Origin of the sequence: Nocardia wallacei, from assembly GCF_029869545.1 — a bacterium.
Taxonomy (GTDB): Bacteria; Actinomycetota; Actinomycetes; order Mycobacteriales; family Mycobacteriaceae; genus Nocardia; species Nocardia wallacei_A.
Genome location: NZ_JARWQD010000021.1, coordinates 1 through 24,411, shown reverse-complemented (window position 1 = coordinate 24,411; position 24,411 = coordinate 1). Strand labels below are relative to the sequence as shown.

The following is a 24,411-nucleotide window of genomic DNA, read 5'->3' as shown; positions in this document are numbered from 1 at the left end:
CCCCCCAATCCCCCCCCCCTTCTGGCCTCCCCCCCCCGCTACATGGGTCTTTTATGGGGGGGGGTACCTAACATGGGGTGGGGGAACGTAGAACGGCCGGGCGCGGGGACGGACGGGTCCACCACATACGATCGAGCGCGTGACCCAGCTGACCGACGCACGACCGGCGATCGGCGCGGGCCCGGCCTTGTCGAGTCCGGCGCCGCTGCGCCCCTCTCCCGATTTCGGCCCCACCGACTGGGCGCGGGGATGGGTGGTCACGCTGGTTCTCACCGCGATCGCCGCGGTCACCAGGTTCCTGAATCTGAACTATCCGACCGATGCCGGGACCCCGGTCTTCGACGAGAAGCACTACGCGCCCCAGGCCTGGCAGATGGTCACCGGCGGCGGGGTCGAGGACAATCCCGCGTACGGGCTGGTCGTGCACCCGCCGGTCGGCAAGCAGATGATCGCGCTGGGCGAGGTGCTGTTCGGCTACACCAGCTGGGGCTGGCGATTCTCGGCGGCGGTCTTCGGATCGCTGCTGATCCTGCTGGTCATCCGCATCACGCGCCGGTTGACCCGCTCCACCATGCTCGGCGCCCTCGCCGGAATCCTGCTGATCGCCGACGGGGTGACGTTCGTGTCCTCGCGCATCGGCATGCTCGACATCTTCCAGGCGCTGTTCGTGACCGCCGCCTTCGGCTGCCTGATCGTCGACCGGGATGTCGTGCGGGAACGGCTGGCCCGCGCCGACGCCGAGGGCCGCATCGCGCTGAGCCGATTCGGCCCGCGACTAGGCGTGCGCTGGTGGCGCTTCGGTGCGGGACTGCTGCTCGGCCTGTCCTGCGGAACCAAATGGTCCGGGCTGTATTTCATCGCCGCCTTCGGCCTGATGTCGGTATGTTTCGATGTCGCCGCGCGCCGTGCCTACGGGGTGTCGCGCCCCTGGGTGGGTACCGCGGTGCGCGATATCGGCCCCGCGCTCTACGCCCTCGTCGCCCTTCCCCTGCTGGTCTACCTGGCCACCTACTGGGGCTGGTTTGCCAGCGAGGACGGCTACGACCGCTATTCGGTCGGCAACGCGATCGGCACCGGCGGCACCTGGTCCTGGCTGCCCGACGCGCTGCGTTCGCTCTGGCACTACCAGGGGGAATCGCTGAAATTCCATGAGAGCCTGACCAATTCGGCCGGTAACCACCATCCGTGGGAGTCCAAGCCGTGGTCGTGGCCGATGGGCCTGCGGCCGATGCTGTACTACTACGCCGACAGCGGCGTCACCGGGTGCGGCCAGTCGGTGTGCGTGAAGGCGGTCATGCTGATCGGCACCCCGGCGCTGTGGTGGGTCTCGCTGCCGGTGCTGGGCTGGGCCATCTGGCGCACCGCGACCCGGCGCGACTGGCGTTACGCCGCCGTCCTGGTCGGCTACGCCGCCGGGCTGCTGCCGTGGTTCGCGACCCTGGACCGGCAGATGTACTTCTTCTACGCGGTCCCGATGGCGCCGTTCCTGGTCATGGCCGTGGCCCTGGTGATGGGCGATATTCTCGGCCCCGCGCCGTTCGCCCGCGGTACCGGGCAGCGGTTCCTGCTGTGGAGCGAACGGCAGCGGCTGAACCTGCTGCTGGTGTGCCTGTACGTCGGCCTGGTCGTCGCCAATTTCATCTGGCTGTGGCCGATCATGACCGCACTGCCGATCACCGTCGGCAACTGGCACGACCATCTCTGGCTGCCCAGCTGGAGGTAGGACCTCTACTCGCTCAGTGCCGCACGCACGTAATGGATCGCCGATTCGTCGTCGAGGCCCAGCCGCCGGATGACGGCGACGTACTCGGTGGCGGCCCGCCCGGCGAGGTCCCGCGTCGGATCGCCGGAGGAGGCGATGAACGAGCCGAGCCGCCCGCGGGTTTCGAGCACACCGTCCTGTTCGAGCTCGCGGTAGGCCCGCGCGACCGTATTGGGCGCGAGTCCCAGATGAGCGGCGAGGGCGCGCACGGTGGGGATCTTGGTCCCGGCCGTCAGCTCACCGGACCGCACGCGGGCGATGATGCCCTGCCGCAACTGCTCGTACGGGGGGACCGTCGAATGGTGGTCGACCGGGATATCCAGCATCGGACCTCACACTTCGTCCCGCGACAGCGGGCAGGACAGGCAGCGCGGACCACCTCGCCCGGAACCGAGTTCGGATCCGGGGATGGTCAGCACCTCGATGCCCGCGTCCGCCAGCCGCGCGTTCGTGTTCTCGTTGCGCTCGTAGGCGACGACCACCCCCGGGGCCAGCGCCAGCGTGTTGTTCCCGTCGTCCCACTGCTCCCGTTCCGCCGTGACGCCGTCCAGGCCGGTGTCGATGACGCGCAGCTTGTCGATGCCCATCGCCTCGGCCGCCGCCGGGAGGAACGGCTCCGGGCCGCGCATGTGCACCGTGCCGTCGTCGCGCTTGCCGATGGTGAAGGCGCACAGCGAATCCTGCACGGCCGGGTACATCACGACCGCATCGATGTCGACCATCGTGCACACGGTGTCCAGGTGCATGGTCGCGCGGTTCTGCGCTATCGGCACCACCAGCACGGTGTGCGCGAGATTGTCCTCGAACAGGCTGCGCGCCAACGCTTCCGCACCGGCGGGCGTGGTGCGCTCGCCCACCCCGATCGCCACCACGCCCGGCGCCAGCAGCAGCACATCGCCGCCCTCCATCGGCGCGGTGTGCGATTCGTAGGCCCGCCGCACGCCGAGAAAGCGCGGGTGGAAGGCGTAGATGAGGTCGGTGAGCGAGGTCTCGCGCGCCCGGGCGGGCAGCGCCAGCGAGGTGATCGCCACCTTCGGCCCGACCCAGAACGAGGAGTCGCGGGTGAACAGCAGATTCGGCAGCGGGTCGATGACGAAATCGGTGCCGTGGTGCATGCGCCGCACTAGCGAGGTGCCGGGATCGAACGGCAGCTCGTCGAAGGTCATGCCCGCCATCAGGATGGCGGCGAGGTCCTCGGCGCGGGAGATGCCGAACAGGTAGGACTTCAGCTCCTCGGCGAGGGCGTAGCCGATGCGGCGCGCGTCCACGGCGGCGGTGATGCCCATGCTGCGGCCGGGGCCGCTGCGCGCCAGGGTCTCGGTCAGGAGGTCCTGCAGCAGCAGCACCTCGACGCCGCGCCGGGCCAGCACCTCGGCGAAGATGTCGTGTTCCTGCTGGGCGCGCTCCACCCAGGGGATCGCGTCGAACAGCAGCTGATCGTTGTTGCGCGGGGTGAGGCGGCGCAGCTCGTCGCCGGGGCGGTGCAGCAGGACCGTGCGTAGCGTGCCGACCTCGCTGGTCACGGAAAACGGTCGCGCCGTCGGCACAGCCTCTGTTTCCATAACCCGACCGTAGTCATCCGCCGCCGCATTGGCACGGAATTCGCTGGCCGTGCCTGGGGAGGGACCCACCCGCACGGACGCGGCCGCGTGCAGGGAATGATGGGGTGTGGGCGCGCGTTGTCCCCGAAAGCTCCCCGGTCGTCGGTTTACCTCAAGTATTGTTTAGGTATGCAGCACACGACCTGGAACACCAAGGAACTCACCCCGGGACAACTGTCCGAGCGCAGCGGGGTCGCCGTGTCGGCGCTGCACTTCTACGAGCGCGAGGGCCTGATCAGCAGCCGCCGCACCAGCGGCAACCAGCGCCGATATTCGCGCGAGACGCTACGCCGGGTGGCATTCATCCGGATCTCGCAGCGTGTCGGCATACCGCTCAGCGAGATCCGCAAGGCCCTGGGCACCCTGCCCGAGGGCCGCACCCCCAACCGCAAGGACTGGGAGCGGCTGTCGACCATCTGGCAGGTGGACCTCGATCAGCGCATCGAACAGCTGACCCGCCTGCGCGACAGCCTCACCGGCTGCATCGGCTGCGGCTGCCTGTCCCTGGCCAGCTGCCGCATCGTCAACTTCCACGACAAGCTCGGCGACGAGGGCCCCGGCGCCCGCGTGCTGGACGTCAACCTCAACTGCGAGGCGACGCCCGACGCCCCCGGCTGCCAAAAGCCCACGGAGACAGCGGAAGTCGGCGCGACAGAATGCTGAATCCACTCCGCGGGCCGAGCGGCCCCCTCAGTTCCGCAGGAAGCTGTTGAACAAATCGTTCGCCCTGCGCATCGCGATCTCGTACGGCAGCGCGAACTTTCGTGCCCACCAGTACCCGAACCGCACATCGAAGGACGTGTACACCATGAACCGCCCCTTCTCGATGCCGCGCAGAATCTGCCCCGCCACCTGCTCGGGCGAGGCCGCGTGGCGCTGGAAACGCTTGACATAGCGCTGGACTCGCGGATCCTCCCGGTCCACCCCGGCGATCTCGACGGTCTCCACCAGATGGGTGTCGACCGCGCCGGGCACCACCAGGTGCACGGTGATCCCGTGCCGCGCCAGGTCGAACCGCAGCACCTCCGACAGCCCGCGCAGCCCGAACTTGCTGGCACTGTAGGCCGCATGCCACGGGAACGCCAGGAGCCCGGCGGCCGAGGACACGTTGACCAGCGCGCCGCCGCGCCCGGACCGCACCATCGGCGGCAGGAAGCTCTCGATCACATGGATCGGGCCCATCAGGTTCACGTCGACCATCGAACGCCAGTGCCGGTGCTCGAGGTTCTCCACCGTGCCCCAGGCCGAGACGCCCGCGATGTTCATCACCACGTCGAGGCTGCCGTGCGCGGCGTGCACGTCCCCGGCGAAGGCGGTGACCGCGTCGTAATCGCTGATGTCGAGGGCCCGCGACAGCAGCACCTTCCCGCCCTCGCGGCCGATGATCTCGACGGTTTCGGCCAGCCCGTCGGCATCGATATCGGTCAGCACCAGCTCGGCGCCGGACCGGGCGGCGGCGAGGGCGGTCGCCCGCCCGATGCCACTGGCCGCGCCGGTGACGAGGGTCTTCTTGCCGCTCACGGACTTCAAGCGATCGCGCACGCCGTTCCTCGAATGCTCTGTGGGCGGCGCCGCACGACCTCGGATCCCCTGGACATCGGCGCCTGATGTTTTCAGTGCTGCCGAGAGCATACGGGCTGTGGCCGATCGGGGTTCGCCAGCGGTGGTCCCCGCCGGGTCACGACGCGCCGAGGACTTCCAGCATCCCCGCGACCGCGGCGGGCCAGGTGAATTGTTCGGCTCGGGTGCGGGCGGCGCGGCGGCGGTCGATCGGGGACAGGGCGAGGACGTCGGTGACCGCGTGTGCGAAGGCGGAGGGGTGGTCGTCGGCCACCGCGCCGCACTCGGCGGTGACGATGTCGGCCAGCGCCGAGGAGCGGCTGGCCACCACCGGCGTGCCCGCCGCCAGCGCCTCCAGCGCCGCCAGCCCGAACGTCTCGTGCGGGCCCGGGGCCAGCGAGACATCCGCGCTGGCCAGCAGCGTCGCGAGCCGGTCGCGGTCGGCGATGAATCCGGCGAAGTGCACGGCCGGGCGCCCGTCGGGCAGCGGCGCCAGCCCGCGCGCCCGCCGCTGCAGCGATTCGCGCCGCGGGCCGTCCCCGGCCACCACCAGCCGCGCGTCCACACCGTCGCGGCGCAGCGCGTCGACGGCCTCGATGCTGCGGTCCACCCGCTTCTCCACCGACAGCCGCCCGCAGTGCACCAGCAGGTGCCGCGCGCCGAGCCGCCGCCGCAGCGCACCGTCATGGCGGCGAGGGCTGAACATCTCGAGATCCACCCCCAGCGGCACCAGCGCCACATTCGGCGCGGCGATCCGCCCGAACTCCGCCCGCGCGAATTCCGTTGTGCAGACCACGATGTCGTAGTCGGCGGCGGTGTGCCGGTTGGCCGCATCGGCCGCGCGCCGGGCCAGCGGGCCGGGCAGCACCTGTCCGAGCAGCCGGTCCAGCCGCTCGTGCGAGATCATCACCCCGGCGATATCGCGCTGTCGCGCCCAGCGCCCGAATCCGCGCAGCGTCAACCGATCCGACACCTCGAGCACATCCGGCCGCAGCGCGGTCAGCACGTCGGCCACCCGCCGCGGATCGGCGGCCCGATACCCGCCGGTCCACGGAATCGCCAAGGCGGGCACGGTGATCCGCTGGACGCCCGTATCGAGCGTGTCCTCGGTCCACCGCGAGCCCGGCACGACCAGCACCACCTCGTGCCCGGCCTGCACGTATCCCGCGCCGAGATGATGCAGGGCCGTGCGCAGCCCGCCGGAGCGCGGACCGTAGAAATTCGCCAGCTGGACGATGCGCACATCGCCGATATTCCCCAGACACCACGCCCGGACGGCCAACGGAACGTGAACGGGGACCGAAGGATCGGCTAATCGGCCGCGGGCGCGATGCGGATCAGCCCGGCCGCGGGCTCCTCGCCCAGCCGCGACAGCTCCGCCCGCACCGCGATCCACTCGGTGCCGGAGAAGCGCACCCGGTAGACCAGCTCGCGGATCCCCGCACCCGACGACACATCGCGACACGCCGCACGATAGGCCGCCACGTCGTCGGGGTGCAGCTCCGGACGCTCGGTCAGCCAGCGCTGTAGCGGCGGCGGTGGCTCATTGGTCCACTCGTAGACCAGTCCCATCACCAGCTCCACGAACCCGACGCCCACCCCGGCGGCCCGCGCGACGGCCCGAGTCATCGCCAGGTCGGCGGCGGGCTGCGAGCTGGTCTCGGCGACCTCGTAGACCATTGCCCGCGTCACATGCCGCTCGCCGCGGTGCACGCGCACCACCATGCGGATGACCCGCACCCGCCCGTCGTCGCCGCGAAAATCCGCCTCACCCTGCCAGAGTCCCGCGGGATCGGTCCCCGCGACGATCGCCATGTACTCCATCCGCCCGTCGAAACGCACCATCCGCCCGAACACCTCCGGGGGCGTCCGCACCGCCCGCACATCCTGCGGCGCCCTGCCGAAGACCAGCTCCTCCAGGCCCGGGCCGTGGTGTGCCAGTTCGGTTTCCGACACCCAGTCCCAGGCCGCCACGGCCGGACGCGGCGGCGGCCGGGTCCCGGACGCACCGACCCACAGCTGCATGCCGTGCACGGCGCCGAACGCACAGCGGACCGGGACGGCGATACCGCACAGTCCGGCGGCCTCCATCCGCACCTCCGCCCCGTCCCCGACGACGCGATCGACCAGCGTGGTCAGCAGTTCGGCCGCCTGCGGGCCGAGCGCACGCCGCGACCGGGCCACGCTCGTCCACTCCCGGGCCCGCCCGCCATCGGCGACGACGGTCGGCGGCAGGCCCGGACCGAGCGTCTCCACCAGAAGCCAGTCGTTGCCGGTCATGGCGGACAGCATCGCAGAGCATCGGCGGCCCCCGTCGGCAGCCCCGGCGGGGAGCCGCGTTCAGATTCGGTTGGCGCCGCGGGAGACCCGGGGTAGCTCGAGGTCGAGGGGAATTCGGCCCATGGTCAGGTGGGTCTCGACCTCTTCGGCGGGCATCGGGCGGGCGATCAGGAATCCCTGGGCCCGGTAGCAGCCGAGGCCGACCAGCGTGCGGGCCGCGACCGCGGTCTCCACGCCCTCCCCCACGACGCCCAGCCCGAACGAACCGGCCAGGCCGACAATGGATTTCACGATGGCGAGATCGTCGGTACTGACCCCCAGCCGCTGCACGAATCCGCGATCGATCTTGACCGCGTCCACCGGCAGCGCCTTCAGGTGCGACAGCGAACTGTAACCCGTGCCGAAATCGTCGATGGCGATCTGCACGCCCATCCGCTTGAGCCCGCGCAGCGTGACCTGCGTGCGCGCGAGATCCTGCACCACGACGTGCTCGGTGATCTCCAGGCACACCGAGCTGCCGTCGATTCCGAAGCGGCGCAGCTCATCCTCGACGCGCTCGACGAAGTCCAGGCTGACCAGCTGCACCGGCGAGACGTTGATCCGGATCACCACATTCGAGGCCAGCCCGCGCCGCCGCCACTCGGCGAACTGGGAGCAGGCCGAGCGGATCACCCAGCGGCCGAGTTCACCGGCCAGATTCGTCGCCTCGGCCACCCCGACGAACGCGCCCGGCGGCAGCAGTCCGCGCGTCGGATGCTGCCAGCGCACCAGCGCCTCCAGGGCGACGATGCGGCCCGTGCGCAGGTCGACCTCCGGCTGATAGTGCAGCAGCAGCGATCCATCGGATACCGCGCCGCGCAGGTTCAGCTCGACATCGTCCTGCAATTCGAATTGCGCGCGCATGGCGTCGGTGAACACGGCAACGCCGTCGCCACCGCCGGATTTCGCCGACAGCAGTGCGTGATCGGCTCTCCGCAACACATCGGCGACCGTCGTCTCCCCCGGAATCCCCAATGCCACACCGACACTCGCGCCGCGGCTGACGGATTCACCGCCGACCGACACCCGCCTGATGATCAATTGGTGAATCCGGGTCGCTTCCAATTCCGCGGCCACCGCATCCATCGGCTTTGCCGGAACGATCACGAACTCGTCACCGCCGAGGCGGGCGATCATATCGTTCGGGTCCAGATGCTCCTGCAGCCGAAGCGAAAGTGTCCGAATGAAATTGTCCCCGGCGGTATGACCGAGAAAATCGTTGAGCGCCTTCAAACGATCGAGATCGAGGAAGAACGCGGCCACCGGTCCCGGACTGCCCGGCCGCAGCCGCTCCTCCATGTGTTCGAGCAGCGCCCGCCGATTCGCCAGGCCCGTGAGATCGTCGTGCAGGGCGATGTAGCGCAGCCGCTCCTCGGCGACCACGCGGGCCTGCAGCTGCCCCAGTAACGCCGCGATCGCCTTGAGCACGTTGATTTCCCGCGTGCTCCATTCCCGATCGCTCAGCTTCATGAAGCCGAGCAGGCCCGTCGGCTCGCCGCGCGACATCAGCGGCACGGTCGCCGAGGTGACCCCGGAAATCCCCGACGAGCGCCGGATCGTCTCCTGGTAGTCGGCGAATTCCGGTGTGGGGCGGACGATCATCGGCTCGGTCGCGTACTCCATCGCGCGAAAGACGGAGTCGGCCTGATCGAAGTAGACGACCTCGAGCGGGTCCGGATCGGGAATGGACGGGCGCCGTGGCCATTCGGCCACCAGGACCGTCGCACGTCGCTCGCGGTCGGTATGGCGGACGAAACTGAAGTCGACGTCGAAGTATTCGACCAGCTTGGCCAGCACGCGTTCGGTCGCCGCCACCATCGTCGTGGCGTCGACACCCATCAACTCCGCGGCAACCTGCGTCACCAGTGAGTCGAGTGTTCGCCGAGGCACCTTGTCTCCGATCGTGCTATCCGCGGGCGTCCGCGCCATGGGCCTGCGGCCATCCGTCGCCGACGGGTGCACCCGGCACGTGACTCGGACGAAGTACCAACGCCTTACTCTCTCGTACAGGCACCCCCAGCAGGTCGACGAATCCGCCCTGAAGTGACGCTAGTGTATAGGCGGATTCCGGTGAAATCGCGGCAAGTTCGCTGGGACGCCGCAAGTAGTCGATCTCAATTTCCATACGGGCGCAGCGTCCTTGCTCTCCGCGCGTCGGCGAACACCGCGGACCAGCGACGAGCCTGCGTCCCGGGCGCATTCGACTCGGCACGTAACTGTGGATCTCGCAACTTCGCAGCATTTGCCTCGTAAGTCCGAGTATCCCACCGAATCGGCGCACTCCGAAGACTCTCGCGCGCACTCGTACCCCCGGCTGCCGTCGGGCCGACCACGCTCGCTTGGACAGTCATACAGTTCCTACTCCGTTTGCTGCGCGGTGCCGCGCGACCATCGGGCCCTCCCCGCACCGACCGAACCGTGTCCGGTACCCGGGGTGTGGCCGCCTAGGCAGTATCCGTCATCCGACCGGAATTGACCAGACGTCTGGCAAATCTTCCGAAACCCGAGCGGGAGGTTCGAAATCCGCCCAGGTCAGAGGGCAGGGGTCGCTAACTGAATGGAACCGAAAGACCGGTTGGTACTAGAGAAGCTACCCGGTAGCTACCTATACGAGGATGGAGATGAGCAGCTCCACCTCGGCCGATCCGCGCCAGATCTCGATCTCCTCACGGTAGGCCCGGGTGATCTCCGCCGAGGCCGTCGCGTCGTCGACCTGCGCCCAGACGTCCTCGACCGGATCGTGGTAATCGCCATTGGGCTCGAATCGGGCGTACACGCCCTTGGGCACCCGGATCAGCACATCGCCGACCGGCACCGCGTCCACTGCCGGATAGTCGTAGCTGACCAGCACGTTGTAATTGCCGGACGGGTCGGGCACGTACACGGTGTACAGCGGGTGATCGTCGCCGTCGCGGTCGCGCAGCCGATCGCGCAGGAACTCGATCAGCTCGCTGTTGCTGACCTTGAAACTCGGGCGCACCCGCGGCACCACCAGCCCGCCGTAGACCGCCGCCTCCCGCACCACGATCGAATAACTCATGATTGCGCCTCGACCGCGAGATACAGATCGATCTTGTAGGCGTGCGGGTAGCACTCGAAATCCCCCGTGTAGGTCCGCTTGATCTGCTTGTGTTCCTCGGCGTAGGCGATCTGGGTCCACAGGTCGGTCATGATCTGGGGGAAGTTGCCGACCGAGGAGAAGCGCGCATACGGACCGCGCGGCAGCCGCGCGACGATGTGCCCGCGGGTGACCTCGTCGAACGACTTGCACTCGTAGCCGACGATCTGGGTGTTGAAGGTGTTCAGCTCGGGCGAATAATCGGTATAGGCCGACGCCAGCGGGCCGCCCAGATCCTGGTGCAGGACCGTGGCCCAGGCCGCCTCCAGGTCATGGTCACGCAGTTCCCCGAGCGCGCGTTTGGGACTTCGCACCGGGAGCCCGGCGACCCACGTCTCGTCCCGCTCGACGATCTCAAACTGCATGGAAGAAACTCTCTCGAGGTGATCGCGTGGGCTGCGCGCAACGCGAGGGCTGCCGCGCATACCGTCCGGCCAGGAAGGTCATGCTATCAACCCGTTCCGTGAGAGATCGGCGACACGACCCCACGCCCCGGCATGGCCCGTGTGACACTGCTGGCAACCGGGGACATGCGCGCAGCCGGGCCCGCGTGACACTCCTAGCAACCGGGGACATGCGCGCGGCCGGGCCCGTGTGACACTCCTGGCGACCGGGGACATGCGCGCGGCCGGGCCGTGTGGCCGACACGGTCCGGCGGGCGGTGATGGCCGTGCAAACTTGTAGTTATCCATGCGGCGTCGATCTGGAGGGTGCGGGTGGTGTATCGGACGCTGGCCGAGATGGACGCGGCGCTCGCCGACTGCCGCGCCTGCCCCCGCCTGGTGGCCTGGCGGGAACGAGTGGCGCGGGAGAAGCGCGCGTCCTTCCGCGACGAGACGTATTGGGGTCGGCCCGTGACGGGGTACGGTCCCGCCGACGCCCGGCTGCTGGTGGTCGGGCTGGCTCCGGCCGCGCACGGCGGGAACCGGACCGGGCGGATGTTCACCGGGGACCGCAGCGGTGACGTGCTCTATGCCGCGATGTACGCGGCGGGCATGGCCACTCAGCCCACCGCCACCCATCGCGGCGACGGATTCGAGCTGCTGGGCGCGCGGGTCACCGCACCCGTGCACTGCGCGCCGCCGGACAACAAGCCCGCCCCGGACGAACGCGATCGGTGCAGGCACTGGCTGACCACCGAGCTCGGGCTGCTCGCGCCCACCGTGCGCGCGCTGGTGGTGCTCGGCGGGTGGGGCTGGCAGGCGCTCATGCCCGCGCTGACCGAGGCGGGATGGCAGGTGCCGCGCCCGCGCCCGAAATTCGGTCACGGCGTGCGGTATTCGATCGCCCCGGCCCGCGCCGACCGCGAGCCGCTGGAACTGTTCGGCTGCTATCACCCGAGCCAGCAGAACACCTTCACCGGCAGGCTGACCCCCGCCATGATCGAGGACGTGCTGTCCCGGGCGAAGTCGGCCGCCGGGCTGTAGGGCCGCGGCGGCGCCGTGGTCATCGGTCCTCCGGGAAGCCGTTGCGGTCGGCGACGCTCACCGCGGGCAGCGCCGACGAGTCGTGGCTCAACTCCATATCGACGGAGCCGACATCGCCGCCGCGAACGCTCACCCGCGTGGTGACCGGCGCGTACCCGCTGGCGACCACCGTGTAGCTGCCCTCGTCGAGATTGCCGAAGCTGTAGGTGCCGTCCGGCCCGGTGGTGAGCGTGTCGACCACATTTCCCAGCGAATCCGCCAGTGTCACATGGGCATCCATCACCGGAGTGCCGTCGGCCACCCGCACCACGCCGCGCAGCCGCACACCCGGCCGCAGCGTCACCTCCAGCGCGGTGATGCCGCTGCCGGACACCCGCACCGGGACGGCGGTGGGATGGAAGCCGAGCGCGCTGACCGCGACCGTGAACTCCCCCTCCGGCAGTTCGTCCAGGCCGAACCGGCCGTCGAGATCGGTCTCCGCGGAGGCCAGCACCTCGCCGCGCAGATCGAGCGCCGACACCTGCGCGGTCGGCACCGGTGCCTGATCCCCGGCGCGCGTGACCGTCCCGGCCAGTCCCGCCATCGCGGCCAGTGTGACATCGCAGGGCACGGGCCGTTCCCCGAGCGACACGGTCGACGCATCGGGACGGCGGCCCTCGGCGGAGGCGATGAGGACATAGGACCCGGCCGCCGGTGCGGTCAGCTCGTAATACCCGTCGGACCTCGACAACGCCCTGCCCAGTTGCTGCCCGGAGGTCGAGATCAGGGTCAGCGTCGCGGCCGATACCGCGAGGCCACGCGTGTCGTGCACGCGCCCGAACAGCACGGGCCCGCTGGCAGCAGGCGCATCCACATCGCCCTCACGCACCACGCCGTTCCGCCCCGCCGCGATTCCATTGCGCTGGAACGGGTTTGCGGCCTCGTCCGGCACGGCGGGGACGGCTCCCGCACCGTTCCCCGCACTGGCCTGCGCTGTCATGGCGAGGGGCCGGGTCGGGGCGTCCGTCTGCGCGGCACGGATGGCCGGGGCGGCGTCTGCCGAATGGCGGGGCGCATCTCCTGTCAGCTCCGCTTCCGCACGAACACTCGCTGCCGCGTGGCGAGCCGCGCGGCGGCCCGGGATGAAGATCGCGACGACCGCGCCGAAGGCGGCCACGCCGCAGCCGATCAGCAGGCCGACCCGGAAACCGTTCTCGGTCGGGATGGAGTGGCCGCCGAGCGTCGTGCTCAACTGCGCCAGCACCGCGCCGACCACGGCGGCGGCCGTCGATGTTCCGATCGAGCGCATCAGCGTGTTGAAGCTGTTGGCCGCCGCCGTCTCCGACTGCGGCACGGCCCCCATCACCAGGGCGGGCATGGCGCCGTAGGCGAATCCGACGCCGACATTGATGATCAGCGTGACCACCAGCAGGCCCCAGGCGGTACCCATCAGCCCCATCGATGAGCCGTAGCCCGCGGCGATGATCGCGCAGCCGACGATCAGCGTGATCTTCGGACCGCTCAGCGCCGACAGCTTCGCCCCGATCGGGGACACCGCCATCATCATCAGGCCCGCGGGCGCCATCCACAGCCCCATCGCCATCATGGACTGGCCCAGGCCGTACCCGGTCGACTCCGGCAGCTGCAGCAGCTGCGGCACGATCAGCGACTGCGCGTACATGGCCATCCCGACCACGATCGATGCGGCATTGGTGAGCAGCACCTGCGGCCGCGCCGTCACCCGCAGATCGACCAGCGGATCGCGCAGCCGCAGCTCCCCCACTCCCCACAGCAGCAGCACCACGACGGCCGCGATGAACAGGCCGATGGTGAGACCGCTGGTCCACCCCCACGTCGCGCCCTTGGACACCGCCAGCAGCAGGCAGACCAGCCCGGTGCCGAGGCCGACCGCGCCGAGCACATCGAATCGTCCCCCGGCACCGCTGGCCGGGGTGGCGGGGATGACGGCGAAGATCAGCACGCCGACCACGGCGGCGAGGGCGGCGACGCCCCAGAACAGCGCCCGCCAGCTGCTGTATTCGATGACCGCGGCGGCCAGCGGAAGACCCAGCGCCCCACCGATTCCCAGCGACGAGCTGATCAGCGCGATACCCGACCCGAGCCGCTCCGGCGGCAGCAGATCGCGCAGCGCGGCGATGCCGACGGGGATCAGGCCCACGCACATCCCCTGCAGCGCTCGCCCGATGACCATCGGCCACAGCGATGTCGCCACGGCACAGATCACCGAGCCGACCACGAGCGGCACGATCGAGGCCAGCAGTACCTTGCGCTTGCCGAGCAGATCGCCGAGCCGCCCGGCCACCGGCGTGGTCACGGCGCCGGCCAGCAGGCTCGCGGTCACCACCCAGGTGGCGTTGGACGCGCTGGTGTGCAGCAGCTGCGGCATCTGCCCGAGCAGCGGCACCACCAGCGTCTGCGTCAGCGACGCGACGATCCCGGCGAACGCCATCACCGCCAGGATCGCGGCCGGACGCTTGGATTCGGTCTTCTGCACGCCGGTCTCTCCCTCATTGCCACTCCGTCTGCCTTGTGCAGGCTACATGCTATGTGCATAGTGCACATCGGCCCGGAGGGTGCGAGTGACGCACCTCTCACCGGCGTGGGCGGGCACGGAGACCCGCCTCGGTGCGAATGACCCGCGCACAGCTCGCGCCACCTGTCGGCATCAACGCCACACGATTCGTAGGATTGCGCTCATGATCGATGCCGACGACCGCGCCTACCTCGCACGCTGCGTCGACCTCGCGGAGCAGACGCTCGCGCGCGGCAACGAACCGTTCGGCTCGATCCTGGTCGAGGGCGGCCGGATCGTCGCCGAGGCGGTCAACAAGGTCGGCAACGGCGACCACACCCAGCACCCCGAATTCGAGCTGGCGCGCTGGGCGGCCACCAACCTCCCCGCGGAGCGCCGCCCCCGCGCCACCGTCTACACCTCCGGCGAGCACTGCCCGATGTGCTCGGCCGCGCACGCCTGGGCGGGGCTCGGCCGCATCGTCTACGCCAGCTCGACCGCCCAGCTGACCGGCTGGCGCGCCGACCTCGGCCTGCCGCCCGGTCCGGTCCGGCCGCTGCCGATCACCGATATCGCGCCGGACGTCCCCGTCGACGGGCCGGACGAGGAGTTGGCCGACCGCGTGCACGAACTCCACCGGCGGCACGCGCGGTCGCACCGCTGATCGGTCCGCTTCTCGCCGCGTGCGTGCGAAGACCTTCCCGGCGCGGCGCGAGGCTCAGCCGACGGCGCGCAGGAACCTCCCGGCGCGCAGCGTGGTGCCGAAACCGTCTGCGAATACGCCCTTTTCGTAGACCGGCACCCCATTGACGATGGTCGCCGCCACCGCACCGTCGTTACGGTTGACCATGCGGTGCACGCCCGGCGCGCCCGGCATCGGCGCCTCGCGATAGGCCGCGCTGGAGCCGTCGAATCCGGCCGGGTCGAATACCGCGAGATCGGCGCGGGCGCCCGGGGCGATGCGGCCGGTGTCCAGGCCGTACCACCGCGCCAGTTCGCCGGTGAGCCGGTGCACGGCCCGTTCGACAGGCAGGAATCCGTCGCGATGCACGCGTTCGAGGAACCGGACACCCATGTTGTAGAAGGCCATATTGCGCAGGTGCGCACCGGAATCCGCGAATCCCATCTGCACGTGCGGGGACCTCGCCAGCCGGTTCAGCTCGGCGTCGCGATCATTGGCGATGGTGGTGTGCCAGCGCAGCTTCGAGCCGTGCTCCACCACCAGATCCAGCAGCGCGTCGGGCGGCAGGATCCCGCGCTCGTCGGCGATCTCGCCGAAGGAGCGGCCGATCACGGAACCGTCCGGGCAGGCCACGATCTCGGCATCGTGAAGGTCGCGATGCCACACGCGCGAGCCGAACTCCTTGGCCATATCCTTGCGGAACGCGCGGCGGAACTCCGGATCGTCGAGAAATTCGTGGCGCCGCAACAGGTCTCGGATATTGAGCGCGGCCACGCCGGACCCGAATTCCTCGAACACCACCAGATCGACACCGTCGGCGTAGACCTCGAACGGAACCGGCAGGTGCTGCCAGCGGAATTCGGCGCCCAGCGCCCGATTCACCAGCGCCGCAACGGCGGTGGCCAGGCGCACCACGGTGCGGTCGGCCTTGATGTCGGCGGCGGAGATCAGTGTGGTCTTCAGCGGCCTGCCGCCGCGGCGCGCGCTCTGCAGGAAGAAGTGCGCCAGCTCGAGCCGGCTGGTGAGGTTCGGCGTGCTCTGATGAATCCGATTACGTTCGCGCAGAACGTCATTGAGTTCCCGATACTCCGACCAGGAGGCGTAGGTCGACGGCAGCTGCCGTCCCGGATAGCGTCTGCCCTCGAGCTTGGAGAACGAACTGCGGATGGTGGACAGCCCCACGAAGCCCGCATCGAGGGCGTCGGTGAGCATCCGGACCATCTGACGCCGCTCCGCCCGCGTCGCCTGCGCCTTGCGGTCCGAGGCGCGGGCCAGGCCCATCGCCGCCGCCCGGATATCCGAATGTCCCAGGAACGCGGCCACATTCACCCCGAGCGGCTGTGACTCCAGCGCCGCGACATAGCCTGCCGGATCCCGCCACTCCCGATGCTCCTTCACCGCGGAGTGCACCACGTCCCACGGCAGCGCCTCCACCCGCGCGAACATATCCGCGCAGTCCTCGGCGTCCGAGTAGACGGTGGACAGCGAACAGTTGCCGAACACGACGGAGGTGACCCCGTGCCGCGCGGACTCCCCCAGCCCCGGCGCGAACAGCACCTCGGCGTCGTAGTGGGTGTGCACATCGATCAACCCCGGCGTCACCCACTTGCCGTCCGCCTCGATGGTGCGGACCCCGCCGGGCAGATCGATCCCGATGGCACTCACCTGCCCGCCGGTGATCCCGACATCGGCCCGGATCGGCGGCGCCCCCGACCCGTCGTAAACCGTTCCGCCGCGAACGACGACGTCGAATCCGGCCACCGGGACCTCCAGCACGCTCCACCCGAATACCTGCTGCACACGGTATCGAACACCCGTCCAACCCGACCAGCCCCCGACCCCCACACCCCGAATGACCAGCCGATTCGGCCTCTCCCCCACCCACCTGCTAAAGTTCTCCAGCGTGGTTCGGCAACGAACCACACGGGGCTATGGCGCAGTTGGTAGCGCGTCTCGTTCGCATCGAGAAGGTCAGGGGTTCGATTCCCCTTAGCTCCACTTCTTTCGCAGGTCAGGGCCGGTTTCCTCATCGGAACCGGCTCCTTCTCCCAGGTGAGCTTCCACCCAGTCCAGCGGCGATCAACGCGCTGGGGATGGCTAGGCAACCTCGTCGGCCTACCGTGGGCATTCCAACCCTGCTCCACCTGGGCAAGGTAGAACGACCGCAGTGAACCAGACAGCCACTGTGGGGGTGCAACCGGATCCTTGGCGAATCGTTGGCGCGCGCTCCTAGCCTCCGGCGTATGAATACGATCCTCGTGACTGCGGCCGCGCGCGTGTCGTGGTTTGCGCTGAACATCGTACGGCGCAACGGCTTTGCGCTCGGGGCAACGCGAATACCATCGCCGTGAACACCTGCCGCACGGCCCTCTCACAGCGACAGGACATCATCAGTGAACCGACCGGGTGGCGGCGATCCAGCCGCAAGAATGCTGCAGGCCGCCCAACGCCTCGTCGATGCTCTTACCGAACGAGGAGCATCACGAGTCAGCGAATTGCACCGCGAATTCTCGCACGGGACACGCGCCAGCCTCGGGCGGATAGAACGTACGGACGAGCAATTCCCACGCACGCTCGACGGGTTCGGCCCGGCTGCACGCACCGACAGCGATATTGCCGCCGAACATCCCGAACGGGGCGCAGATGCTCACCGGAAGGCGTTCAGATCGGACTGCGTTCATTGGGAAGGGTACAAACCGTGCCCCGAGCAAAAGAAACAAAGATTGCCCGACTGCTTCGGTTGTAATCGGTATGAACCCGGCGAATCGATCCTCGATGTGGAGACTGTGCCGTACGATCCGTCGATACTCGACTCTGCCCGACGAGTCGGCATCGTGGAAATGGGAGGGTTGGGGAGCCTACTCCGCACGACCGCAATCTCCGGTGCATTACACAGAGTGAATCCGGGAGTCGAAGTTGTTTGGTTCACACATCGGCGTGGAGCCGACCTCCTGCGTTATGTTCCAGGCGTCACGGCAGTCGATGTCACGCGCCTCACCCGCAACGATTACAAGAACATCGTCCCCGACCTCGATGCGCTCCTGAACTTCGAACTGAGCGATCCGGCAAGAGAAATTGTTTCCCACTCCCGCCATGTCGGAGGATTTGCATTGAATCCGCAGGGCAAGTTCCAGGGCGTCATGCCTCATGCGCAGGACCTCCAACGCCTGCAGATCGACGATGCTTACCGGAAAGCCAATGAGTCGACTATGCAAAAGCTACTCTTGGACAGCGTGGGACTGGGGCATATGGAGCCGCGATACAACGTTCGCTTGACCGAACAGAACTACGAACGAGCAGAGTCGGTACTGCGCAACATCTTTGGCGGGAACCGCCCCGACGACATAATAGGCTTGAATATCGGCACCAGCGAAAAAGGGACCCTACGGCGATGGCCGGCCGAATCACATGCCGCGCTCTCCGAAAGGCTCGCCACTCAATTTCCGGACAAGGGAATTGTCATTCTCAGTGGCCCAGAGGATGCTGCGGTAAGAAACAGAGTGGTCTCCGCCCTGCCTGACCACGATAATATTGCAGTGCTACCGACCGTCGATGTCGGAGATTTCATGGCGGTTCTCGACCGATCCCGTCTCGTCGTGACCGGTGACACGTTCGGAATGCACGCTGCTCGAGCGCAAGACACACCCACCCTGGCATTGGCCGGGCCGATGCCACACCGTGAGTTGGAACTTTCCCCCACAGACGGACTGATCGGGCCGAAGCTGAGCTGCAGTCCGTGCTATCACCGATGTTCGCAACCGATCGCCGGACTCTGCATGCAGAGTATCGGCGTCGATGAAGTCGCTACCGAGGTTGCTCGCATGCTGGACAGCTGACGTCAGCGCGCGACAGACCGCTGCAGCTCATGTGAATATCTATCGACAATGAACTCGACCGGATATGTCAGATCTTTTTCACGCAATTCATCCAGAGATAGCCATATCGGATTCTCACCTTCCTCTTCGACATCGATCTGCAACGGCTTGTCGAGAACCAAGAGATAGGCGTGCCATCGATGCACATCGGCACCCCGGCGGCACGAATCGCCGACGATATCCTCTGTTGCGATGGCAGTCATTCCTGCGCCGGATATGCCCACTTCTTCCGCCAATTCACGAATGGCAGCGACGTCGGGCTCTTCGCCAGCATCGACATGACCGGAAGGAACCGTCAGCGAAAATGGGAAGATAGTGCGCTCGAAGAAGAGAAACTTGCCCACCGAGTTGCGGACGAATACGCCGACACTCTCGTGCCAGTACTCGCCGTCGCTCGCGACCCACGATTTAATAGCGGGGTCTATGACGATAGAACGCTCATGCCGCATCGTGCACGTACCACAGAAGTAGTAGGTCTTTCCATCTTCGTAGACTCGCTCGACGGTCTCAGCGTAACAATGGGCACAGTACTGATGATACTGCCCGTCATCACTCCAATCGAAGTCCAATTTCATAGAGAAATTCTCCGTGCATCCAGTAGGAAAGAGCCGAGACAAGCCTACTCGATGCGGCATTGGAGGGCGGTCGGACCGCATCGAGTTACGACTATCTATAGCTCCTTACGAACGCCCCGTCGATGACGAGGTCGGCGCCGTGGATGTTCGGCACCTTTCCGGAGGCCAGGAATACGACCAGGGCAGCGACTTCCGCGGGTTCGGTGATGCGGCCGGTGGACGCTCCCAGGGTGGCGGGCAGGCTGGCGAGGAGTTCATCGCGGGATACGCCGGCACGTGTGGCGAGCAGGTCGCCGGTGCTACCCGGTTCGCTCCACACAGCGGTCCGCACCGGACCGGGCGAGATGGTGTTGACCCTGACGCCACGCGGTCCGAATTCCTCGGCGAGAGCCTTGCCGAGGTTGAGCTGCGCCGCTTTTGCGGCGGCGATGTCCACAAGGTGGGCCGGTGGGCGCCGCGCATTGACCGAGTTGATGGTGATGATCTGTCCGCCGCGCTCGATCAGGCTGGGCAGCGCTGCCCTGCTGACCCGAATAGTGCTGAACAGGGTCAGATTGAGAGCGTGCTGCCAGTCGTCGTCGGATACGGCGAGGAATCCGCCCGCATGCGGGCCGTTGGTGCCGGCGACATTGTTCACCAGGAGGTCGATGCCACCGAGTTCGCGGATCGCCGCGTCCACGAGGTGGCCAGGGCCGTCGGGAGTGCTCAAATCGACCGACATGGCCAACGGGGTGATCTGCTCGAGCTCGGTACTGATCGTGCGCGCTCCCGCGACGACTCGGTACCCCTCGTCGCGCAATGCTGCGGCTACGGCCAGGCCGATGCCCTTACTAGCGCCGGTGACCACTGCGTTCTTGTCCATGACTGCCTTTCGGAGGTGGATGCAGGCCGGTCGACCGATACATCACTGTCCGCTGATATGTTGACATAAAGTATCATTGGCAACTGATGGATTACAACGGTGGCAGCGGACCCGATGACCGACTCTCCGCGATCGGGCGCGCATTGAGTTGCTCGGTCCGCCTTGCCGTGCTGCAGACACTCGCCGCAGGGGACGCATCGGTCGGCGAGTTGGCCACGCGCACGGGGGTCAGTCAGCCGAACATGTCGAACCACCTGGCCGTGCTGCGTTCCGCGGGATTGGTCACCAACCACCGGCATGGCCGCGTAATCCGGTACGAACTCGCCTCGCCAGAAGCCGCCGCCCTTGTCGACAGCCTGGCCCGACTCGCGAATACCGACCCCGCGTCCTGACCGCTGACCTAGCGACGACCCGTTGCGACCAACGACCAACCACGGCCTACAGCCGGTTGGCCCGTTTGTCAGCCGTCGAGTCGATCCCGCAGCCAGTCGGGAACCTGGTCTTCGCTTCGCGGGAACATCTGCAGTTCCTGACGGAAAAAGTGGGGGTCGGGTCGGTTGTCCCAGTCCGGCTCGTGGTCCCAGTCGTATTCCGCGGCGTACTTCCCATTCACCACGAGGTGGAATCTGATCGTTGTCCAGGTGCCCTGCCATGGCACGTACATGTCGCGGCGCAGCTCGCTGAAGAAGGTCACGGATTCCGGCGGGGACCACTCGATGGACTGACCGAGGAGGGTGAGGATGTTTGCTCGCATCTCGACATATTCGCCGACCGAGCGGAACTCGACGAACAGCTGCTGCCAATCGCTCGGCAACCGGTGCAGCAGATGATCGCGGTAGCTGTCGAGCACCATTCCGACCAGCTGCATATTCAGCGGTATGCATTCGGTGATGTCGGTGTCGGTGTTCTTCGACCGCCCTTGCCATTTCGGCAGCCGATCCCGCAGCCATTCCGGGGTGTACTCGAGTTCCCTCGGGAACATCTCGAGTTCTTCGATGTAGTGCGAATCGCCGACCGTGAACGGCCAGTCCGGCTCGTAATCGACGTTGTACGAACGGAAGAACGAACCTGACGCGTCGATCAGGAACCTGGCCGACAACCAGGCTCCGCGCTCGGGATCACGCCGGTAGCGCGCGACCTTGACGGCCGCGAGCAACGGTGCCAGCTCGGTCGGCGGCGCGAGCAGGACGGCCGGACCGTTGTCGGGCACCACCGTCAGCGACAGATCGTGGACGCGCCCGGCCGAACGTGCGATCAGATCTATTCGGCGCCAACCGCTTTCGCCGACCAAGTCGACGAGCCGGTTACCCAGCTGCTGGGTGAGATCGTCGAGTTCGGCGCCGGTGTCCGAGGCATCACGGTCCATCGAGCGGAGGTGGTCTAGGCGGGCACGGACCTTTTCCGTCAGATCGTCGTCGACACCGTAGATGCGCTCGGAGTCCACCAGTACGCGCTCGTATGTGGCTATGGCGTCATCGATCCGATCGGCGTCTTCGTATACGCCCGCCAGGCTTTTGCGCATCGCGAGCGGATCAGGATTGTCGGCTCCGACTGCCCGCGTGTACTCCTCGATCGTGACGGTGTGCAAAGCGATCGATTCGTCGAGTCGTCCGGCCGAGCGATAGGACCGGGCCAGGCTGTAGCGGACCAGTATCGTTTGCGGGTGCGCCGCGCCGTACACACGTTCGTGCTCGGCCAGTGCGGTCTCATGGACGGTGACCGCCTCCGCGAACCTTCCGGCCAATTCGTAGGAGCGTGCGATTCTCCGGTACGTCATCAGTGTTTCGGGATGGTCGTCTCCGAGTTCGCCGCGGCGCACCCGCAGATTTGTTTCGCGCAACTCGAGGGCCCGGGTGTACCGACCGGCCGACTCGTACGCCTCGGCGAGGAAGTCCCGGTAGCCGACCGGGTTGGCATCGGCGGGACCGAAATACCGTTCCCGATCGGCGAGCACGGCGGCGTCCAGCGGGATGGCGTCGTCTACCCGCCCGCTTTCCCGATAACAGTTCGCCAGGCAGGTGCGAGTCGTGATGGTGAGGGTGTCGCTGGTACCGAGCACGCGTTCGCGGCCGGCCAGCGTCGGCACGAAATGTGCGATAGCTCGGTCGATTTCACCGATGGAGTGATATGCCTGGGCCAACTCGTGGCGAATCATCAGGGTTTCCGGATCGTCGGCGCCCTGGTGCTGTTCGGCACCGGCCCACAACACCTCGTACAGCAGCACGGTGGTGCGATCCGCGGCCGGGTTGTCGACCGCGGCCTCGACGAATTGCTGAGCGGTGTAGAGCAATTCGGCATCCGTGTCGGCGTGATGTGCGGCAAGAGCGGCTGCCAGGTCGGCACGAGCGGTGGCCGAATCCGGGGCGGCCACCACGTCGTGCAGATCGACTCCGGGATAGCGCTGCGCGATCATGTTCCGCAATTCACCGTAGGCGGCGGTCACCGCCGTGGCGGTGGTACCGGGTCGTCCGGAAGCCCCGGCTGCCACTGCGATCGTGATGACGTCTACGGGGTGCACTTCTCGGTTCGACCTTTCAGCGATGGCGATCGGCTGTCAGTGCACCACGTCGTAGACGAGTTTCGCGACTCCGTTGGAGTAGGTCGCGGACTCGCGGAGGTGCAGGGTTTGTTTGTCTCGGTCCTCGTGGCCGAAGATGCTTTTCCCCGCGCCCAGTAGTACGGGGAATACGAGCAGGTTGTATCGGTCGATCAGGTTCGCGGCCGCCAGGCGCCGGGCCAATTCCGCGCTGCCGTGGATGAATATCGCCCCGCCCTCGCCGCGCTTGACGGCCGCGACATCGTCGATCGAGCGCAGGATCGTGATCGGTCCCCAGCCGTCGATGGGTTCGTCGTCCGCGAGCGTCGTCGACACGACGTATTTCGGGAGGTCCTTGTAGGGGGCGTGGTCCTCGGATCCCGGCCAGATCGGCGCGAACGCGTCGTAGCTGCGGCGCCCGAACATCAGAGCCGTCGTCTCGGCGATCTCCTCCGCCTTGAGCGAATATGCCTCCGGCACGAACTCGGTCTGCATCACCCAGCCGCCGCTGCGGTGGCCCTCGAACTCTCCGCCGGGCGAATCCACCACGCCGTCGAGTGACATGAACCCCGTGTAGACCAACTCTCGCGCCATCTTTGCCCCTTTCGAACCGACGAGCAGGCCTCTCGGATCCGGCCTGCCTCGTATCGGCTGCCGACCGTATCCGCGCCATGCCTGCGCAGGGGTGTTCTGATGCGCACGAAGGCTGTCCTGATGCGCAGAAGCCTACCGCAGCTCGTCGATACTCGGTTGGCGTTGTGCCCGGATTAGGCGTATTTTCGCGGCGATCTATCCAACTTATTGTTGATGAACGCGAGGTCTTCATGTCCGTCTCGAAACGCGCGGTTCGCCGCAGTACGATCGTGGCCGCCCTTACAGCGGCGGCGGTGGCGATCGGTGCGAGCACCGCGGGTGCCGATGCGCCTTCCGCTCAGCCCGTCCCGGCAACCCAGCAACTCCACTCCGCCACGGTCGACCAGGACGCGCACACCGCGACCTTCACATTGGCCTCGGGCAACTTCGCGCTCGATCCCGTCGCCCAGGTCATCGACGTGCGCGGCGCCGAGGGGGAGAGCGTCGGATCCATTCCGCTCACCGTGGACGGTGCGGCGGTTCCGGTCGCGAGCACCGTCAGCGAGGACGGACGCGAGCTGACGCTGCGGCAGGTCGCGTTCACCGATACCGCCAATCTCCTTGTCAACCAGTGGGTTTGGGGTGTGCAGAACGGCGGCGCGGTGGGTGCCGTGATCGGATGCCTGCTCGGCGCGTGGCTGTTCGTCATCCCCGGCTGCATCATCGGCGCCGCGATCGGCGGGGCGATCGGCAGCCCCAACGGCGCCGAGATCAACGCGACCTTCTTCAACCTGATCACCGGCAAGTAAGCACCCGGTCGAGCGCCGCCCGCCACCCGAAAGCTTGCGGGGGGGCCGACGGTTGTGGGCCGGGTCTCCGGTTCCCCGGCGGCGGCCAGCAACGCCGGAGTAATTGAACTGGTGGATCGTTTGGCAATAAATGCGGACATGACATTCTCCGTTCCTTCAAGAATGGACGGCGGTAGTGTTCTCTCGCGCGACCGAGTCAA

At 67.6% G+C, this 24,411-nt stretch carries 21 protein-coding genes, 1 tRNA gene and 1 pseudogene; 8 read left to right on the top strand and 15 right to left on the bottom strand.

Annotated elements, in window-relative coordinates; all coding sequences use genetic code 11:
• Positions 1-139: 139 nt before the first annotated feature.
• Complete coding sequence (locus QH290_RS00890) at positions 140-1,723, top strand: dolichyl-phosphate-mannose--protein mannosyltransferase (RefSeq protein ID WP_280381694.1); 1,584 nt, start codon at positions 140-142, stop codon at positions 1,721-1,723.
• Between the two features lie 5 nt (positions 1,724-1,728).
• Here the strand turns inward: QH290_RS00890 and QH290_RS00885 are convergent, their stop codons facing one another.
• A complete protein-coding gene (locus QH290_RS00885; protein ID WP_280266529.1) occupies positions 1,729-2,088 on the bottom strand; it encodes a GntR family transcriptional regulator in 360 nt (119 codons plus the stop codon).
• A gap of 6 nt (positions 2,089-2,094) precedes the next feature.
• A complete protein-coding gene (gene arcA / locus QH290_RS00880) occupies positions 2,095-3,324 on the bottom strand; it encodes an arginine deiminase (RefSeq protein WP_280266528.1) in 1,230 nt (409 codons plus the stop codon).
• Between the two features lie 168 nt (positions 3,325-3,492).
• Between arcA and soxR the strand changes: the two genes are divergently transcribed.
• A complete protein-coding gene (gene soxR, locus QH290_RS00875) occupies positions 3,493-4,026 on the top strand; it encodes a redox-sensitive transcriptional activator SoxR (protein ID WP_280381693.1) in 534 nt (177 codons plus the stop codon).
• Positions 4,027-4,053: 27 nt separating this feature from the next.
• Here the strand turns inward: soxR and QH290_RS00870 are convergent, their stop codons facing one another.
• From QH290_RS00870 to QH290_RS00845, 6 genes are all read right to left on the bottom strand, one after another.
• Complete coding sequence (locus QH290_RS00870) at positions 4,054-4,905, bottom strand: SDR family oxidoreductase (RefSeq protein ID WP_280266526.1); 852 nt, start codon at positions 4,903-4,905, stop codon at positions 4,054-4,056.
• 136 nt (positions 4,906-5,041) lie between these two features.
• Positions 5,042-6,166 (bottom strand): glycosyltransferase, encoded by a 1,125-nt coding sequence (locus tag QH290_RS00865; RefSeq protein WP_280266525.1) that lies wholly within the window; start codon positions 6,164-6,166, stop codon positions 5,042-5,044.
• Positions 6,167-6,234: 68 nt separating this feature from the next.
• Positions 6,235-7,203: a GAF domain-containing protein gene (locus tag QH290_RS00860; RefSeq protein WP_280381692.1), complete on the bottom strand. Its 969-nt coding sequence runs from the start codon at positions 7,201-7,203 to the stop codon at positions 6,235-6,237.
• A 60-nt stretch (positions 7,204-7,263) separates the two neighbouring features.
• Positions 7,264-9,105 (bottom strand): putative bifunctional diguanylate cyclase/phosphodiesterase, encoded by a 1,842-nt coding sequence (locus tag QH290_RS00855; protein WP_280266523.1) that lies wholly within the window; start codon positions 9,103-9,105, stop codon positions 7,264-7,266.
• A 742-nt stretch (positions 9,106-9,847) separates the two neighbouring features.
• Positions 9,848-10,282: an effector binding domain-containing protein gene (locus tag QH290_RS00850; RefSeq protein WP_280266522.1), complete on the bottom strand. Its 435-nt coding sequence runs from the start codon at positions 10,280-10,282 to the stop codon at positions 9,848-9,850.
• Entirely contained in the window at positions 10,279-10,725 is a 447-nt protein-coding gene (locus tag QH290_RS00845) for a GyrI-like domain-containing protein (protein WP_280266521.1), read from the bottom strand. Before QH290_RS00845 ends, QH290_RS00850 begins: the two co-directional genes overlap by 4 nt.
• 375 nt (positions 10,726-11,100) lie before the next feature.
• On the opposite strand from QH290_RS00845, the gene QH290_RS00840 reads away from it, so the two are divergent.
• On the top strand, positions 11,101-11,787 hold the full coding sequence (locus QH290_RS00840; protein ID WP_280381698.1) for a uracil-DNA glycosylase: 687 nt from the start codon (positions 11,101-11,103) through the stop codon (positions 11,785-11,787).
• Between the two features lie 19 nt (positions 11,788-11,806).
• Here the strand turns inward: QH290_RS00840 and QH290_RS00835 are convergent, their stop codons facing one another.
• Positions 11,807-12,766, bottom strand: coding sequence for an MSCRAMM family protein (locus tag QH290_RS00835; RefSeq protein WP_280381696.1), 960 nt, complete (start codon positions 12,764-12,766; stop codon positions 11,807-11,809).
• Between the two features lie 102 nt (positions 12,767-12,868).
• Positions 12,869-14,236, bottom strand: a pseudogene (locus QH290_RS00830) (MFS transporter); the annotation flags it as partial.
• Between the two features lie 247 nt (positions 14,237-14,483).
• On the opposite strand from QH290_RS00830, the gene QH290_RS00825 reads away from it, so the two are divergent.
• Complete coding sequence (locus tag QH290_RS00825; RefSeq protein ID WP_280266520.1) at positions 14,484-14,963, top strand: nucleoside deaminase; 480 nt, start codon at positions 14,484-14,486, stop codon at positions 14,961-14,963.
• 54 nt (positions 14,964-15,017) lie between these two features.
• Here the strand turns inward: QH290_RS00825 and QH290_RS00820 are convergent, their stop codons facing one another.
• Positions 15,018-16,742, bottom strand: coding sequence for an N-acyl-D-amino-acid deacylase family protein (locus tag QH290_RS00820; protein WP_280381695.1), 1,725 nt, complete (start codon positions 16,740-16,742; stop codon positions 15,018-15,020).
• A gap of 164 nt (positions 16,743-16,906) precedes the next feature.
• On the opposite strand from QH290_RS00820, the gene QH290_RS00815 reads away from it, so the two are divergent.
• Both QH290_RS00815 and QH290_RS00810 read left to right on the top strand, forming a co-directional pair.
• A tRNA-Ala gene (locus QH290_RS00815) sits at positions 16,907-16,979 on the top strand.
• Between the two features lie 431 nt (positions 16,980-17,410).
• Positions 17,411-18,817 carry a glycosyltransferase family 9 protein gene (locus QH290_RS00810; RefSeq protein WP_280381691.1) on the top strand — a complete coding sequence of 469 codons (1,407 nt, stop codon included), beginning with the start codon at positions 17,411-17,413 and terminating at the stop codon, positions 18,815-18,817.
• Positions 18,818-18,819: 2 nt separating this feature from the next.
• Here the strand turns inward: QH290_RS00810 and QH290_RS00805 are convergent, their stop codons facing one another.
• Both QH290_RS00805 and QH290_RS00800 read right to left on the bottom strand, forming a co-directional pair.
• Entirely contained in the window at positions 18,820-19,431 is a 612-nt protein-coding gene (locus QH290_RS00805) for an NUDIX hydrolase (RefSeq protein WP_280381690.1), read from the bottom strand.
• A gap of 91 nt (positions 19,432-19,522) precedes the next feature.
• Positions 19,523-20,293, bottom strand: a complete 771-nt coding sequence (locus QH290_RS00800) for an SDR family oxidoreductase (RefSeq protein WP_280381689.1) — start codon at positions 20,291-20,293, stop codon at positions 19,523-19,525.
• A gap of 86 nt (positions 20,294-20,379) precedes the next feature.
• On the opposite strand from QH290_RS00800, the gene QH290_RS00795 reads away from it, so the two are divergent.
• Entirely contained in the window at positions 20,380-20,685 is a 306-nt protein-coding gene (locus QH290_RS00795; RefSeq protein WP_280266516.1) for an ArsR/SmtB family transcription factor, read from the top strand.
• 68 nt (positions 20,686-20,753) lie between these two features.
• On the opposite strand, the gene QH290_RS00790 is transcribed toward QH290_RS00795, so the two are convergent.
• A complete protein-coding gene (locus tag QH290_RS00790) occupies positions 20,754-22,781 on the bottom strand; it encodes a tetratricopeptide repeat protein (protein WP_280381688.1) in 2,028 nt (675 codons plus the stop codon).
• A 66-nt stretch (positions 22,782-22,847) separates the two neighbouring features.
• On the bottom strand, positions 22,848-23,423 hold the full coding sequence (locus tag QH290_RS00785; protein ID WP_280266514.1) for a dihydrofolate reductase family protein: 576 nt from the start codon (positions 23,421-23,423) through the stop codon (positions 22,848-22,850).
• Between the two features lie 269 nt (positions 23,424-23,692).
• Here QH290_RS00785 and QH290_RS00780 point away from each other — a divergent pair, with 269 nt between their 5' ends.
• Positions 23,693-24,211: a DUF8020 domain-containing protein gene (locus tag QH290_RS00780; RefSeq protein ID WP_280381687.1), complete on the top strand. Its 519-nt coding sequence runs from the start codon at positions 23,693-23,695 to the stop codon at positions 24,209-24,211.
• The last annotated feature ends 200 nt before the right edge of the window (positions 24,212-24,411 follow it).

What these genes read in the sequence shown, in the direction of transcription:
- QH290_RS00840 (WP_280381698.1), top strand. Translation starts at nt 11,101, where the DNA reads ATGGACGCGGCGCTCGCCGACTGCCGCGCCTGCCCCCGCCTGGTGGCC.
- QH290_RS00810 (WP_280381691.1), top strand. Translation starts at nt 17,411, where the DNA reads ATGCTGCAGGCCGCCCAACGCCTCGTCGATGCTCTTACCGAACGAGGA.
- QH290_RS00800 (WP_280381689.1), bottom strand. Translation starts at nt 20,293, where the DNA reads ATGGACAAGAACGCAGTGGTCACCGGCGCTAGTAAGGGCATCGGCCTG.
- QH290_RS00845 (WP_280266521.1), bottom strand. Translation starts at nt 10,725, where the DNA reads ATGCAGTTTGAGATCGTCGAGCGGGACGAGACGTGGGTCGCCGGGCTC.
- QH290_RS00825 (WP_280266520.1), top strand. Translation starts at nt 14,484, where the DNA reads ATGATCGATGCCGACGACCGCGCCTACCTCGCACGCTGCGTCGACCTC.
- QH290_RS00885 (WP_280266529.1), bottom strand. Translation starts at nt 2,088, where the DNA reads ATGCTGGATATCCCGGTCGACCACCATTCGACGGTCCCCCCGTACGAG.
- soxR (WP_280381693.1), top strand. Translation starts at nt 3,493, where the DNA reads ATGCAGCACACGACCTGGAACACCAAGGAACTCACCCCGGGACAACTG.
- QH290_RS00785 (WP_280266514.1), bottom strand. Translation starts at nt 23,423, where the DNA reads ATGGCGCGAGAGTTGGTCTACACGGGGTTCATGTCACTCGACGGCGTG.
- QH290_RS00795 (WP_280266516.1), top strand. Translation starts at nt 20,380, where the DNA reads ATGGATTACAACGGTGGCAGCGGACCCGATGACCGACTCTCCGCGATC.
- QH290_RS00805 (WP_280381690.1), bottom strand. Translation starts at nt 19,431, where the DNA reads ATGAAATTGGACTTCGATTGGAGTGATGACGGGCAGTATCATCAGTAC.
- arcA (WP_280266528.1), bottom strand. Translation starts at nt 3,324, where the DNA reads ATGGAAACAGAGGCTGTGCCGACGGCGCGACCGTTTTCCGTGACCAGC.
- QH290_RS00850 (WP_280266522.1), bottom strand. Translation starts at nt 10,282, where the DNA reads ATGAGTTATTCGATCGTGGTGCGGGAGGCGGCGGTCTACGGCGGGCTG.
- QH290_RS00860 (WP_280381692.1), bottom strand. Translation starts at nt 7,203, where the DNA reads ATGACCGGCAACGACTGGCTTCTGGTGGAGACGCTCGGTCCGGGCCTG.
- QH290_RS00835 (WP_280381696.1), bottom strand. Translation starts at nt 12,766, where the DNA reads ATGACAGCGCAGGCCAGTGCGGGGAACGGTGCGGGAGCCGTCCCCGCC.